Origin of the sequence: Gilliamella sp. Pra-s60 (genome assembly GCF_009795755.1) — a bacterium.
GTDB lineage: Bacteria > Pseudomonadota > Gammaproteobacteria > Enterobacterales > Orbaceae > Gilliamella.
In genome coordinates this window covers 1-14,474 of record NZ_WTFA01000007.1, presented here as the reverse complement: position 1 = coordinate 14,474, position 14,474 = coordinate 1, and the positions used below count along the sequence as shown (strand labels likewise).

Sequence of the window (14,474 nt, the reverse complement as noted above, 5' to 3'; positions counted from 1 at the left end):
AGTCTATTCCAAATGTTTAAAATTGTAATTTTCGAGTAAATGATTAAGTAAAAAGGCAACAATTTGCTTTTCAGGTTCGGAAGGTTCAGGGAGCATTTCATTGGATAATTTTGAATGACTTGTAAAATTGATAATTCGTGTTAAATAAGCCTGTTTATTGTCAGGTAATAATTCTGACCATTGCTGATACCCTAAAAAACAGGCGGTTTTTTCATATAAGTTACGTAATAAGGTAAAATGATATTTTTCAATTTTTTTTTCGTTAATGGCTTGTTGTAAAATATCTTTTAAATAAAGATGATAAGAAAAACAGTGATTTGAATCGCCTTTTTTCTCTTCTAATGCAAATTTACCGTCTTCAAAGCGTCTTAAAATATAGCCTTTTTTTAAATCTAATTCATTATAAAGTACATTATAAAATAGTGGGTTATGGGTCGTAATAATAAATTTAATATCAGATTTACTGGATTTGAATTCACTAGATTTGATTAATTGGGCAATATCTACCGCCAATTGGATAAGATGATTCTCGTCCAATGAACTGACGGGATCATCAATAAAAATATAGCGTAAATGGTCAAATTCATTTGTCGAGCGTTCGCTTTTTTCTGTAATATTGCGCTCTGCAATAACTAAATTAATCAGCGTGAAAAAAATACTCCAAATTAAATTGTTTTCTTCGCCTTTTGATATTTTGATATTATCAATACGTTGATCATTATTTCCTGCTAGTGAAAAAGTAATAGCAGAAAAATCCTCATTGAAATGCGGCAGTAATCTTTGATGAGTATAGGATTGAAAGTAACGAATAATATTTTGGTCTTGTCCTTGGTCTTTCAAAATCCAGTCAGTAAATGAGTTAGGTTGAATGATTAATTGATGTTCACCCTCTTGGTGTTTATCATTATCCCAAGCAAATAAATCCTCAGTAAAGGCGTTATAATAAAGGATTTTGTGCCTTGTTAAGGCTGCATTATTTTCTTTATCGTCTTTATGCTGTGATATAATTAAATTCTTAAAGGTTTGAGATAAACGTGTTTTACCTGTACCGTTAAAGGCATAGATTAATTGGATTTTTTTATTGTTTTTATCCAGCTTTTCAGCAATATTCCTTAATGTGGTATTCATCTTTTTATAACTCTACCTTATGATTCTTGCACTTTTGGAAAGTCTAATAATAAATTCCGATAATATTCATATTGTTTTTGACGTAATTCAATCTCACGCGGTAAACTTTCAGTGATTGAATTAGTGAGCGCATCGAATTTATCTAGGATTTTTACAATGCGATTCTGTATCTTGTAAGATGGAATTGGAATGATAAATTTATCAGTATCAGGTGTCGCAATCTGCGGCATTTGCATTTTACTACCAATATTTTGAAAATATAATTCTTTAGTTTTTAAAAAATAGTAAACATATTTGATATTAATCTGTTCATTTTGGGAGTGATATGACCACATTTCATTTTTATGGGAAAATGGTTTATCGTAATATTCAAATTCAATGATACCGCGGGATTTTACAATAATAGACGGTTCTTGATTGATATCTTTTTCAGGTATATCTTCAAAATTGACTAAAGCAAATGTTTTACCACCAGCAAAGATCTTTAATGGTGCATTATTTTTATGAATTTCTTTCATTTTAGATGCAGTGATTTTGGTGCCTTTAGTTCTATGAAGAATTTCTCCTAAAGGCTTCCACTCAACCTCATCATCCTTTTTAAAAGTTAATAATTTATCTCGATAATAGTTGTATTGTTTTTTCCGTGCAGCGAGCTCTGCAGTAAGCTCTGTTATTAGCTCTGCTGTTAGGGCAGTAAATGTGTCTAGGATACGGGCAATTTCGGTTTGAACGTATAAAGGAGGGATGGGGATTTGGAATTTTTCCATTTGTTTCTTCGAAACCGATGGAATACTTCCCTTTTGTTGACTACCAATCAAATTTTTTTCATTTTCTTTTAAAAAATAATAAACAAATATCCAATTCAATTTATAATAATCTTTTATTCCTATAGAATAACAACTATTGCCAGCCCAATAAGGTTTAGAAATACGATTAACAAATCCAGCATTTGCTCCTCTAGCACTTACAATTATTTTATGTCCTCTATTATTGAAGTTATTATAATAACCTGTAGGTGAAATTCCTCCATTGTATACTGGATATTTAGCTGATTCAGCTTGGTTGTTTTGATGTATAAATTCACCAATTGTAATTTTAGCCACTTCCCCCAGCGTCTTCCACTCAACCTCAACACCTTTTAATAACTCAGTTATATTATTACGCATAATCATCCCTCAATCTCCGCCACAATTGCATCGATTTGAGAGCGTAAGCTATCAATTTTAGCCACAGTATCTTTTATTTCGGCATTAAGTTGATTGATATCAATCACTTCACGGGTATCTTCGGCTTCAACATACGAACTGACTGATAGATTATAGTCATTGTCAGCAATGGTTTGGTTATCAACTGATTTAGCGAAATATTGGATATCTTGTTTGCTATCAAATACCTGCATAATAGTTTTGATATGCTCATCAGTTAGGATATTATTATTGGTCTCTTTTTTAAACAGTTTGCTGGCATCAATAAATTGTGTGGTTTTGACGGTTTTATTTTTGGCAAGCACTAAAATATTAACCGCAATTGATGTGCCATAAAATAAGTTTGGTGCGAGCGAGATTACAGTTTCGACAAAATCATTATCGACCAAATATTTGCGAATTTTTTGTTCCGCACCACTACGATAAAATATCCCCGGAAAGGTAACAATTGCCGCTCGCCCACACTCGGACAAATAACTTAGTGCATGCATAATAAAGGCAAAATCGGCTTTCGATTTTGGCGCAAGCACACCAGCAGGAGCATAGCGGTCATCGTTAATTAAGGTTGGATCATCACTACCAATCCATTTAATTGAATAAGGCGGATTAGACACAATGGCATCAAATGGCTTTTCATCACCAAAATGAGGGTTAATTAGCGTGTCACCTAGTGCGATTTCGAATTTATTATAATTGATATTATGTAAAAACATATTCATACGGGCAAGGTTATAGGTAGTATGGTTGATTTCTTGACCGAAGAATCCATCCTCAATAATATGATCTTCAAACTGCTTTTTTGCCTGTAATAACAAAGAACCAGAACCTGCTGCTGGATCATAGATTTTATTTACAGTCTTTTGGTTATGTAAAGCGAGTTGTGAGATTAATTTTGACACATTCGGCGGTGTAAAAAATTCGCCTCCTGATTTACCCGCATTCGAAGCATAATTAGAGATCAAATACTCATAAGCATCACCAAACAGATCGATTTGATTATCTTTAAAATCACCAAAATCAAGTTCGGCCACACCATTAAGTACTGCAGCTAATCGTTTATTTTTATCGGCAACGTTATTTCCTAATCGATTACTGGTGGTATCAAAATCGGCAAATAATCCTTTAATATCGCTTTCTGAAGGGTAGCCAATAGCTGAGCTTTCAATGGCATTAAAAATATTAGCTAAGTCAGTATTTAAACTGGGATTGGTGTTTGCTTCCGCTACAATTTTACAAAATAATTGGCTAGGATAAATAAAATAACCTTTAGTTTTTATTGCGTCTTTTTTTATTTCATCGGTAATAACATCATCAGGTAATGTACTGTAATCGATACTGTCATCGTCAGCTTGAATATAATTGGCAAAATTCTCACTAATAAAGCGGTAAAACAGAGAGCCAAGCACATACTGCTTAAAATCCCACCCATCAACAGCACCTCTTACCTCGTCGGCAATTTTCCATATTTGGCGTTGTAGCTGATCGCGTTGTTGACTACTGTTGCTTGATTGGGAATCAATTAAACTCATATTTTTTATCTTCCTGTATGAAATGGAGTATATCTAGTCAATGTAAATTAACTTTATGTGTCAACATTAGTTTTACATTATTTTAAATGCGATAAACAAATAATAAATATTTATTTTTTATTGTATTCAAATAGACAGGTATTTTAACCAAAAGTAAATTATAAAAGTAGAGTTTTATAGCCTAAAAAACAAAAAGCACCTTTCGATGCTTTTTTATCGAGCAGAAGTATACAACAAAAAAGTATACCAAATAGGAGAGGGTTTATTTTATTCCATACTCATTACGATATGCTTCAACAAGTCCCACTTGATCTTTGCGAGTTGGATCTTTGTAAAGATATTGGATCAAATCATCTAACGTAATAATTGAAATAACATCACAGTGATAAGTTTGTTTAATTTCTTGAATGGCTGAAAGTTCACCACGACCTTTTTCTTGGCGATCAAGGCAGATCAATACGCCTGCAAGTTTAGATTTATTGTCTTCTAAGATCCGCATAGATTCACGAATTGCGGTACCGGCGGTAATTACATCATCAACTAACATGACGCGCTGTTCATAAATAGAGCTACCAACTAAGTTACCACCCTCACCGTGATCTTTGGCTTCTTTGCGGTTAAAGCAATAAGGCACATCAACATTGTGGTGTTCAGAAAGGGCAACCACGGTTGATGAAACGATTGGAATACCTTTATAAGCAGGACCAAAAATTACATCATACTCTAAATGAGCATCCATCAATGCGGCAGCATAAAAACGGCCTAACAATGCAAGATCTTTTCCTGTATTAAATAAACCTGCATTAAAAAAGTAAGGGCTTTTTCTACCTGATTTTAGAGTAAATTCACCAAATTTTAAGGCTTGTCTATTTAATGCAAATTCAATAAATTCACTTTTGTATGATTTCATTGATTTTCTCCAATTAATCTTTTAAGGCTTGTTTTTGAGCATCAATAATGGTCGCTATCCCATTTTTTGCTAATGCTAATAATTGTAATAACTCTTCATGGCTAAATGGCTCGCCTTCTGCAGTGCCTTGTATTTCAATGATTCGTCCATCATCGGTCATAATAACATTCATATCGGTTTCGGCGTTTGAATCTTCTATGTATTCCAAATCACAAAGCGCTTCCCCTTCAACAATACCAACAGAAACAGCCGCAACTAACGATTTTATTGGGTTTTGTTTGATTTTTCCATTTGCTAGCATTTGATTAATAGCATCATTTAAAGCAACGCAAGCACCAGTAATTGATGCTGTTCGAGTACCGCCATCGGCTTGAATAACATCACAATCAAGTGTAATGGTATGTTCGCCTAGTAGCTTTAAGTCAATCATTGCTCGTAATGAGCGAGCAATAAGGCGTTGAATTTCCATTGTTCGGCCTGTTTGCTTACCTTTAGCGGCTTCACGCTGTGTTCTTGAATTGGTTGCACGAGGTAACATACCGTATTCAGCTGTTACCCACCCTTGGCCTTGTCCTTTTAAAAAGCGAGGAACCCCATCTTCAACAGAGGCATTACAAAGTACTTTGGTTTCACCAAATTCAACTAATACAGAACCTTCTGCATGCTTAGTATAATGACGGGTTATTTTGATTGGGCGGACTTGTTCCGCAGATCGACCAGAAGGGCGCATGCATATCTCCAACAGTTTCTGTTTAAAATTAGTTTTGAGTTAATCATTTAGGAGGACATCAACAAGATAAGTCAATGTTTAGCCTAAGCTAAGAGCGCATTATACAGAATTTATGGTACAATGCCCAGCAAGTTTTTTACAATTTTAGGATGTTATTATGATTTCAAGTATGACTGCTTATGCAAGAAAAGAGCTAAACCAACCATGGGGGACTGCTTCTTGGGAATTACGTTCAGTTAACCAACGTTACTTAGAAACGTATATTCGTTTGCCAGAGCAATTTCGTTCACTTGAGCCTATCATTCGCGAAAGATTACGAAGCCGCCTGACTCGTGGAAAGATCGAATGTAATTTACGCTTTGAATTAGATCCTTCAACACAACATCAAGAGCTTTCATTAAATAAAGATCTAGCTAAACAAATAATTAACGCTGCAAGTTGGGTGCAAACCGAACACGACTCAGCTCAAATTAACCCTATTGATGTATTACGCTGGCCGGGTGTAATGTCGGCAAAAGAGCAAAACTTAGATACTATTTCGCAAGAAATTTTAGCGCTACTTGATACTGCGATAGATGAGTTTATTACAGTACGTGAACGCGAAGGTAAAGCGCTTTGTGATCTTATTATCAAACGATTAGAAGCGATCACAGCAGAAGTTGGCAAAATCCGTCAATGGATGCCAGAAATTCTTGAATGGCAAAAAGAGAGACTAAAAAGTAAATTAGAAGAAGCCAATATTGAGCTTGATAATTCTCGTTTTGAGCAAGAAATAGTTATGCTTGCACAACGTATTGATGTCGCTGAAGAACTTGATCGTTTAATGACACATGTCAAAGAGACATATTCTATTTTAAAGAAAAACGAAGCAGTAGGGCGCAGACTTGATTTTATGATGCAAGAGTTTAATCGAGAATCTAACACTATTGCATCTAAATCAATTAATGCTGATGTGACAGCCAGTGCGATTGAACTCAAAGTGCTTATTGAACAAATTAGAGAGCAAGTACAAAACATTGAGTAATCACCGAACTAATGAATAAAGTACTTGGTATTTTAGCTGTCATATTAGCATCTATTTTATGGGGGACAACGGGCACAGCTGCTACATTTGCGCCCTCGCTTTCTCCTTTGCTTATTGGTTCGCTAGCGATGGGCATCGGCGGAATTTTACAATGCATATTGGCGATATCTAAAATAATCAAAGAGCGTCATTTATTAATCAAACATCTTTGCCTACTTATTGTTGGTGCTATTGCTGTTATGATTTATCCTTTAGCTTTTTATAGCTCTATGCGCTTATCAGGTGTAACAATTGGAACGGTGGTTTCTATTGGGTCTGCGCCGATCCTTTCGGCCCTCATTGAATATATTAGTCGCGATTTTCGCCTAACTAAACAATGGGTAATAGGAGCTGCCTGTGGTATTTTGGGGATAATTTTACTTGCCTTTTCAGAAGATAATTCCACCACAACACAATATGAACACACCACTATAGGTATTTTATTAGGATTAATTGCTGGATTTACCTATGCCTTATATTCATGGTCTGCACGACAATTAATGTTAAAAGGCATCTCAACAAAATCGTCCATGGGAGCAACTTTTGGGTGTGGTGGTATCTTACTCATACCGGTTATGCTACTCACAGGTGCTACATTATTTGACTCACTAATCAATATTACTGTTTGCATTTATATGGCATTGATCCCCATGTTTATGGGGTATTTATGTTATGGTTATGGATTATCTAAAATATCGGCTAGCTCGGCTATTACTATCAGCTTATTAGAGCCTGTTATTGCGACTATATTAGCGATGCTAATTATTGCTGAACAAATATCTTTGATTGGGTGGGTTGGTATTATATTGGTTTTTCTATGTCTTATTTTTGTGACTCTATCAAGCGTCATAAAAATTTCAACTTCGACATAGAACGAAATTAAAAGAGCTTTGTTTTCTTTTAGTTTTACTAAAGATAGTCTAATCACTTTAGCTTATAATAATTAAAAATATATATTTAGCTCTATAATTATTTAGTAATAAGGAATATAACGTGAAAAAATTAGTTGCGTTACTTTTATTGTTCATCTGTTTTTCAAGCCCATCTTATGCTCAAAATTTTCGAGATTTGAGTTTTGACGACCTATACAAAAAAGCGGCAGAAGAAAATAATCCAGAAGCACAATTTTATCTTGGCGTTAGGTGCCTTTATGGTATTTCTGTTACAAAAGATGCACAAAAAGCAATAGAATGGTACAAAAAGGCCGCAGCACAAGGTATTGTAGAGGCCGCTTTAAATATCGGTAACTTATATTATAAAGGTGAAGAAGTAGAACAAAATTACAGCAAAGCTTTTGAATGGTATCTCAAAGTGGCTGATAAAAACGCTGAAGCTCAATATAATTTAGGTGTTTTGTACGAAAAAGGCCAAGGAGTTGAAGAAGATCTAACAAAAGCTCAAAAATGGTACCAAAAAGGGGCTGAAAATGGTAATAGTGATGCTCAATATGCCTTAGGCGATATGTATTTTGATGGTAAAAATGTTGAACAAGATTATAATTTAGCTAAAATTTGGTTTGAAAAAGCCGCCGAGCAAAATGATCCTTACGCTCAATGGAATCTTGGCGTGATATATTCTAATGGTTATGGTGTTACAAAAGATGATCAAAAAGCAAAAGAATTATTTCAAAAAGCTTGTGAAAATGGAATTGAGCATGACTTATGCAAACAAAAATAAAAATCGTTATTGCAGTAAATAAAATTGAGTCAAATAGAAAAAGGCATTTAGCCCCTTTCTATTTTAATAGCTTAAACAATAGCATTAATCACAGCAATGTCTTTTTTTGAGTGATTTAAAATACCAGTAAAGCACAATACAAGCTGTACCAGTAGATAACAGATCGGCCGTTGGTGCTGCTACCCAAACACCATTGAAACCAAAAAATAATGGCAAAATATAAAGCGCTGGTAACAAAATCAAAATCTGCCTTGAAAGGCTCAGTAAAATCGAAATTTTTGCCATACCAATACATTGGAAAAAGCTAGTAGTTACCATTTGAAAACCAACAAAAACAAAAGACAATGTAGTAAAACGTAGAGCAATGGCGGATAATGCTACAAGATCTTCTTCTGAACTAAATGCTCGCACCAACGTATCAGGAACAAAAAATCCAAGGACAAAACCGAGTGAAGTTACAACGGTTGCTACTTTAACTGCATAAAAGAACGTCTTTTTAACGCGATCATAATTTTTAGCACCATAATTATAACCAATAATAGGTTGCATACCTTGATTGATACCAATGACAATCATAATCACTAAAGTAATAAGCCGGTTAGCATTAGAATAAGCAGCAATTGAATCATCGCCAGATACGCCAGCAAGTGGTGCATAACGATTAAGTTGCCAGTTAATAAACACCACAACGATTGAAGCGGCCATTTGCATTGAAAAAGGTGACAAACCGATTGATATAACTGACTTTGCAATTGAAAAATCTAACTTAAAATTACGACGATAAAGCTTGATATTACTATTCTTATTTAAAAAATGTTGCATAACAAATACAAAGCTAATCATCATCGACAATGTTGTTGCGAATGCAGCCCCACGCATACCCCAGCCTAAACCGATAATAAAAATTGGCGCTAAAATAATATTGGCAATCACACTAACAAACATGGTGACCATTGCCTTAAATGGATAACCACTTGCACGCATCATATTATTGTAGTTAAAAGTCAGGGTTAAAAAGATACTACCAGGTAAAAAAATCTCTAAAAACTCTCTGGCATAAACATGGTTAACGGGGCTAGAACCAACAAATCGCAACACAGGATCAATAAAAATAAGCAGCATTGATAACGTAAAACCACTCAGTACTGCAGTTAGCATAAATGACGTACCAGCGACTTTTTCGGCTTTGTCGTTATCGCCACGACCTAAAAAAATCGAAATTCGACTGGCCGAACCAATCCCAACTAACATACCAATTGCTGCTGCCAAATTCATTACCGGCAAAATAAGACCGGCGGCACTTAATGCCTCGCGCCCAATCCAATGGCCAATAAAAACACCGTCAATAATATTATAAAGAGTGTTAACAATTGTCCCAATAATGGCGGGTAACGCATATTGCCAAAACAAAGCACTAATTTTTTTTTGCCTAAAATCATGATAAATATCGTGAGATTTCACCATATTTTTTTATTCCTATCGTTAGATATTGTAAAGAAGTTTCAGATAAGATATACGCTTGAGTATAAATTTGAAATTATGCCTTACTAGTCTAACAGACTTATTAATTGTTGATAGCACTTTTTTCGTGTTTTGATAAAATGAACACTATTTTTTCAAGATCTAAACAGGGATGCCTAATGAGTGTACAAATCGAAAATATCATATTGCATAAATTGGTTAGAAAAAGTGATACCGAGATCGAACTACAATTGCGTGACTCAACGCTAGGTAATGAGCAAGCCGTTATAAATCTGATTGAAGATATCAACCGAATTTATAACAATAAAAGCAAAGCATATGGGCTTTTTAATAGCGAAAGTTTGTTTGAACTATCCCTAAAAGAGTTACGCTTAGGTAACCAAGATTTTTTACATTTTAGCCAAGAATCAACCAAACAGCTACGCAATGAACTTGCTAAATACCCTTTTGCAGAAGGGGGAACAGTCGTATTTTGTCAGTACCGTTATTTAGCTGTCGAATACTTAATTATTGCTGTATTAAACAGCTGTTCAAGTATGCTAGTTAATGAAGATCTAGATATCAGCGAAACCCAACACCTTGATATTGACCATGCAGACATTATTGCTCGCATAGACATCACAGAATGGGAAACCCAAGCCGACTCAAAACGATACCTAACTTTCTTAAAAGGTCGAGTAGGGCGCAAAGTATCGGACTTTTTCATGGACTATTTAGGCGCAAGCGAAGGGTTAGATGCCAAAGCGCAAAACAAAACACTGGTTAAAGCGGTTGACGAATACTGCCAAGAAATGCAATTTGACAAACAAGACAAAACCAACGCGCGTGAAAGTGTTTACAACTACTGCCAAGCTCAACACCAAGCGGGTGAAGAAATAGAGCTAAAAAACCTAGCTAACGAATTACCAACAAGCGGTGATAACAACTTTATCGAATTTATTAAAAACAGCGAATATGACTTAGAAGACACCTTTCCCGTTGATCGTAGTGCATTGCGACAACTCAAAAAATTCTCGGGCAGTGGTGGAGGACTAACCTTAAGCTTCGATTCAGAACTACTTGGCGAACGCATTAAATGGGATCCACAAACCGACTCACTGGTAATAAAAGGTGTACCACCTAACTTACGTGATCAATTACAACGAAACAGTGGCTCAAACTAATATCAGCAGGAAATTCAAAAATGAAATATATTGGTGCGCACGTTAGCGCAGCAGGTGGGGTAGACAATGCTCCAATTAACGCCTATCAAATTGGCGCAACCGCATTTGCGCTATTTACCAAAAACCAACGGCAATGGCACGCCAAACCCCTTGAAACAGCCACTATTGATAGTTTTAAAAAACGCTGTGAAAAATATGGCTTTACCAGCAAACAAATTTTGCCACACGATAGTTACCTAATTAACTTAGGTCACCCTGATAGAGAGCAACTTGAAAAATCACGCACTGCTTTTTTAGATGAAATGCAACGATGCGAACAACTTGGACTAACATTGCTTAACTTTCACCCAGGAAGTGACTTAAAACAAATTTCTGTAGATGAATGCCTTGCACGCATTGCCGAATCAATCAATATCACGCTTGATAAAACACAAAACGTCGTTGCTGTTATTGAAAACACTGCAGGGCAGGGATCTAACTTAGGTTATAAATTTGAACATCTTGCGCAAATCATAGACCAAGTTGAAGACAAAAGCCGTGTTGGCGTCTGCATTGACACTTGCCATGCCTTTGCCGCAGGTTATGACCTCCGTACTGAAAAAGCCTGCCAAGAGACCTTTGCAGAATTTGAAAAAATCGTCGGTTTTCAATATTTGCGCGGTATGCATTTAAACGATGCCAAAAGTGAATTTGCTAGCCATGTCGATCGCCATCACAGTTTAGGCAAAGGCAATATTGGCGAAGTGGCATTTAAATATATTATGCAAGATCCAAGAATTGACGAAATTCCTCTTATCTTAGAAACCATTGATCCTGATATTTGGGCACAAGAAATAAGCTGGTTAAAGGAACAGATAAACCGAGAATAGAAAAATATTTTCTATTTTTAAATTGAAAATTCAAACTCCACGACTACAAACACCTTTAAGACTTGTTAATAGGCTTTGAAGGTGTTTATATTTAATACGCGTAACAAAATAGTGGTATATGATAATACCCAATATTATTTTGAGCGATATCATTGCAAATGTCAGTTAATTGAAAAAATTCGATGGCAACAGTGAATGTAGGTCTAGGTTTACCTGTTGCAATATTAAACAGAAATCAACTCACATTTGGCGTGATGAGTTAGTTTGATAGTACTCAAAAAATAATGTGTTAGTATTTATGTGTACTTAACATTTTTACCAATGAAAGAGTAAATGATTCCTCAAATGCTAGTAACGTGGCTTAAAGGTCAATTTCCTTATTAACCTATTTAATGTTCTAATTCATTTGCAAGCATGACAACCTCCGGCAAAATATCCAAAATCAAAGCCAATTGTTGCATAACTAACAGATCATTATTGGCTTTATCGTCATCTACTGAATTGACTGAAATTGTTTCAATATAATCAGTAACGGATCTTTTAATAGCTTGGTATTCGCTGTCGATCTTTTTATCATTTAATAGATTAATAATATAGACCGACAGATCATCAAATAGCTCGAACGTCTGTTTTGAAAGCGGTTTATCGCGGTGTGCACCTAAAGTTGAAAGATAACTAATCAATGTATGATTTAGTGTTAATAAACGAAATCCTTTATCAATAACGACAGGATTCATATGGGGTTCCTTGGTCATTAAACTAATTAATGATGATAAATCTGCATTACTATCATGTGCTGCACGCCTTGCCGAACGATACATGACATCATTAGTTTTTCCAGTCAGATATTGACGACCAATTAACGCCAAATAATGACTATCATCATGGCAGACACGATCGACAAGTTTAGGCAAATTTCTAAACTGCCAATCAGGCCAAATAAAGCTCACAGCAAACCAAGCAATAAAACAACCAATTAACGTTGCAATAATGCGTAAAACCGCAACTTCAATACTGCTTTCACCAATCAAACTAAAACTAAAAAACACCAGCAACGTAATAAATGCAGTTGCATAAGCGTATTGTGAATTCTTAAATAGAAAAAACAGCCAACCAGTAATAATAATTAATACCAACTGCTCCGGTATACTTGGGAATAAAAATGTTAACGGAATTCCCACAACAATCCCCAAAATCGTCCCTAGTACGCGTAATTTTAACCGATGTTTTGTCGTGGAATAGTTTGGTTGGCACACAAATAAGCTAGTCAAAATAATCCAATATCCATGCGACAAATCAGAAGCATAAATAATCATATATCCCACAGAAAATACCAAACACATACGAATTGCATGGCGAAATAGTGCTGACTTAACGGTCAAATTACTTTTAATTTTAACAAAAACATCATGGAAACAAGTTAACTCTTCATCAATTAACTGGTTATCTTCTTGCTCTTTTGACAGATGCTGTTCGGTATCAATATTGGCAAGTAACAAATCGATAGATAACAAATTTTGATGTAAACTTTTGATAGCCTTAACCATTAGCATATTAGAGTTACTACTAGTGTGATATTGATTAATTGCTTCTTGAAGATAAGAAAAATAGCGTGAAAATAACGGATCATGCTGATAAGTTTGATTTAATTTAATTGCTATTGCCAACTGAGCACATGCTTTAGCCTGCAAATTTAAAATACGTGCAAATCGAAATAAAATATCACTATGCTTAAAATGAACACTCAGTGCTTGATAATGTCCATGCGCTGAACTAGCTCGCTCATGAATATCTTGCGCTACAAAATAATAGCTGAGTAGTTTTCTAATATAAGCTTGACCACGATAGCTTTTTAATCGATTAAACAATGAACGCTTAGCGTTGTTGAATGCACTAATAAGTTGATTATTAGCATTATTTAATTGCAATGTTTGTTTTTTAAAACCATCCGATTCATCAGGATCGAACATAGCGGCTTTAGCATCAAGATATTGTGCTAAATGAATAAAACACTGTGATAGCGATTGTTGGGTTGTACGAATGGGTTGGATAATAGATTCAATTAATGAAACAACATTATACCAAAGCGCACCAAGCAATAAAAAACAAGGCAGCGTATAATTGTCAGTGTATAGATTATGCCCAAGCATAGTATAAGCAGCAATCAAAAGTGACCCAAAGGCAATCACGCCATAACGCTGTCCAAGCGAACCAAGCATAATAAAAATGAACGTCGAAGACACCAAACCAACAATAAAAAACACTGGCTCATCAAATAACAACTCAACCGAAAAAGTCGCAATAGCAAAACAGATTAGTGTAAGAACTAAATTAATACAGCGACTTAATAAACGGGTATCGATCTCGGTTAAACCTGCAGCCACCACGCCAAGTGTAAGCGGAATAACTAAGGATGTTTGTCCAAAATACCAAGGAACCAAGGTTGACCCAGTCAAACTAATTAACATTCGAAGACTAAAAAGAAGATTACTGCTATAAAAGACTTTGCGTAAAGCAAAAATGAATGCGTGCACGGGTATATGAACTTTAAATGAGATAATAGTTAATAGGATACTATATTGAGGAAGCTTGGGGAAGAGTGTGTCATTACTGGTAGTTTTTTGTTAAAAAATCCTAGATTACACCATGAAGTGCAATTTTTCTTAGCTCCTTCGAATAAAAGGAGGCAGGGCTTTTAAACTTATGCCGTTTTCTTGG

Annotated in this window: 12 protein-coding genes; 5 read left to right on the top strand and 7 right to left on the bottom strand. The window is 35.1% G+C overall.

Annotated elements, in window-relative coordinates:
- Window positions 1–3 precede the first annotated feature (3 nt).
- The 5 genes from GQ596_RS06360 to rph form a co-directional block, all read right to left on the bottom strand.
- Window positions 4–1,128 carry an anticodon nuclease gene (locus GQ596_RS06360; RefSeq protein WP_160400848.1) on the bottom strand — a complete coding sequence of 375 codons (1,125 nt, stop codon included), beginning with the start codon at window positions 1,126–1,128 and terminating at the stop codon, window positions 4–6.
- A 17-nt stretch (window positions 1,129–1,145) separates the two neighbouring features.
- Window positions 1,146–2,294, bottom strand: a complete 1,149-nt coding sequence (locus GQ596_RS06355; RefSeq protein WP_202113762.1) for a restriction endonuclease subunit S — start codon at window positions 2,292–2,294, stop codon at window positions 1,146–1,148.
- 2 nt (window positions 2,295–2,296) lie between these two features.
- Window positions 2,297–3,862, bottom strand: a complete 1,566-nt coding sequence (locus tag GQ596_RS06350) for a type I restriction-modification system subunit M (RefSeq protein ID WP_160400847.1) — start codon at window positions 3,860–3,862, stop codon at window positions 2,297–2,299.
- 262 nt (window positions 3,863–4,124) lie between these two features.
- On the bottom strand, window positions 4,125–4,772 hold the full coding sequence (pyrE, locus tag GQ596_RS06345; RefSeq protein ID WP_160400846.1) for an orotate phosphoribosyltransferase: 648 nt from the start codon (window positions 4,770–4,772) through the stop codon (window positions 4,125–4,127).
- 13 nt (window positions 4,773–4,785) lie between these two features.
- Entirely contained in the window at window positions 4,786–5,502 is a 717-nt protein-coding gene (gene rph / locus GQ596_RS06340) for a ribonuclease PH (protein ID WP_160400845.1), read from the bottom strand.
- A gap of 157 nt (window positions 5,503–5,659) precedes the next feature.
- Between rph and GQ596_RS06335 the strand changes: the two genes are divergently transcribed.
- The 3 genes from GQ596_RS06335 to GQ596_RS06325 all read left to right on the top strand — a co-directional run bounded on the left by GQ596_RS06335 (window position 5,660) and on the right by GQ596_RS06325 (window position 8,242).
- Window positions 5,660–6,526, top strand: coding sequence for a YicC/YloC family endoribonuclease (locus tag GQ596_RS06335; protein WP_160400844.1), 867 nt, complete (start codon window positions 5,660–5,662; stop codon window positions 6,524–6,526).
- An 11-nt stretch (window positions 6,527–6,537) separates the two neighbouring features.
- The gene (locus GQ596_RS06330; RefSeq protein WP_160400843.1) at window positions 6,538–7,437 is read left to right on the top strand and encodes a DMT family transporter; all 900 of its coding nucleotides are present in this window, start codon (window positions 6,538–6,540) and stop codon (window positions 7,435–7,437) included.
- A gap of 121 nt (window positions 7,438–7,558) precedes the next feature.
- Window positions 7,559–8,242 (top strand): tetratricopeptide repeat protein, encoded by a 684-nt coding sequence (locus GQ596_RS06325; protein WP_160400842.1) that lies wholly within the window; start codon window positions 7,559–7,561, stop codon window positions 8,240–8,242.
- Window positions 8,243–8,326: 84 nt separating this feature from the next.
- Here GQ596_RS06325 and GQ596_RS06320 read toward each other — a convergent pair whose 3' ends face one another.
- Entirely contained in the window at window positions 8,327–9,706 is a 1,380-nt protein-coding gene (locus GQ596_RS06320) for an MATE family efflux transporter (RefSeq protein WP_160400841.1), read from the bottom strand.
- Window positions 9,707–9,882: 176 nt separating this feature from the next.
- On the opposite strand from GQ596_RS06320, the gene yejK reads away from it, so the two are divergent.
- Together yejK and nfo are read left to right on the top strand one after the other, a co-directional pair.
- Window positions 9,883–10,887 (top strand): nucleoid-associated protein YejK, encoded by a 1,005-nt coding sequence (gene yejK, locus GQ596_RS06315; protein ID WP_160400840.1) that lies wholly within the window; start codon window positions 9,883–9,885, stop codon window positions 10,885–10,887.
- Window positions 10,888–10,907: 20 nt separating this feature from the next.
- Window positions 10,908–11,756 (top strand): deoxyribonuclease IV, encoded by an 849-nt coding sequence (gene nfo, locus GQ596_RS06310; RefSeq protein WP_160400839.1) that lies wholly within the window; start codon window positions 10,908–10,910, stop codon window positions 11,754–11,756.
- A gap of 389 nt (window positions 11,757–12,145) precedes the next feature.
- On the opposite strand, the gene yccS is transcribed toward nfo, so the two are convergent.
- Complete coding sequence (gene yccS / locus GQ596_RS06300; RefSeq protein ID WP_160400838.1) at window positions 12,146–14,290, bottom strand: YccS family putative transporter; 2,145 nt, start codon at window positions 14,288–14,290, stop codon at window positions 12,146–12,148.
- Between the last annotated feature and the right edge of the window lie 184 nt (window positions 14,291–14,474).

Coding starts and splice junctions, on each gene's coding strand:
- GQ596_RS06360 (WP_160400848.1), bottom strand. CDS start 1,128: ATGAATACCACATTAAGGAATATTGCTGAAAAGCTGGATAAAAACAAT.
- GQ596_RS06355 (WP_202113762.1), bottom strand. CDS start 2,294: ATGCGTAATAATATAACTGAGTTATTAAAAGGTGTTGAGGTTGAGTGG.
- GQ596_RS06350 (WP_160400847.1), bottom strand. CDS start 3,862: ATGAGTTTAATTGATTCCCAATCAAGCAACAGTAGTCAACAACGCGAT.
- pyrE (WP_160400846.1), bottom strand. CDS start 4,772: ATGAAATCATACAAAAGTGAATTTATTGAATTTGCATTAAATAGACAA.
- rph (WP_160400845.1), bottom strand. CDS start 5,502: ATGCGCCCTTCTGGTCGATCTGCGGAACAAGTCCGCCCAATCAAAATA.
- GQ596_RS06335 (WP_160400844.1), top strand. CDS start 5,660: ATGATTTCAAGTATGACTGCTTATGCAAGAAAAGAGCTAAACCAACCA.
- GQ596_RS06330 (WP_160400843.1), top strand. CDS start 6,538: ATGAATAAAGTACTTGGTATTTTAGCTGTCATATTAGCATCTATTTTA.
- GQ596_RS06320 (WP_160400841.1), bottom strand. CDS start 9,706: ATGGTGAAATCTCACGATATTTATCATGATTTTAGGCAAAAAAAAATT.
- yejK (WP_160400840.1), top strand. CDS start 9,883: ATGAGTGTACAAATCGAAAATATCATATTGCATAAATTGGTTAGAAAA.
- nfo (WP_160400839.1), top strand. CDS start 10,908: ATGAAATATATTGGTGCGCACGTTAGCGCAGCAGGTGGGGTAGACAAT.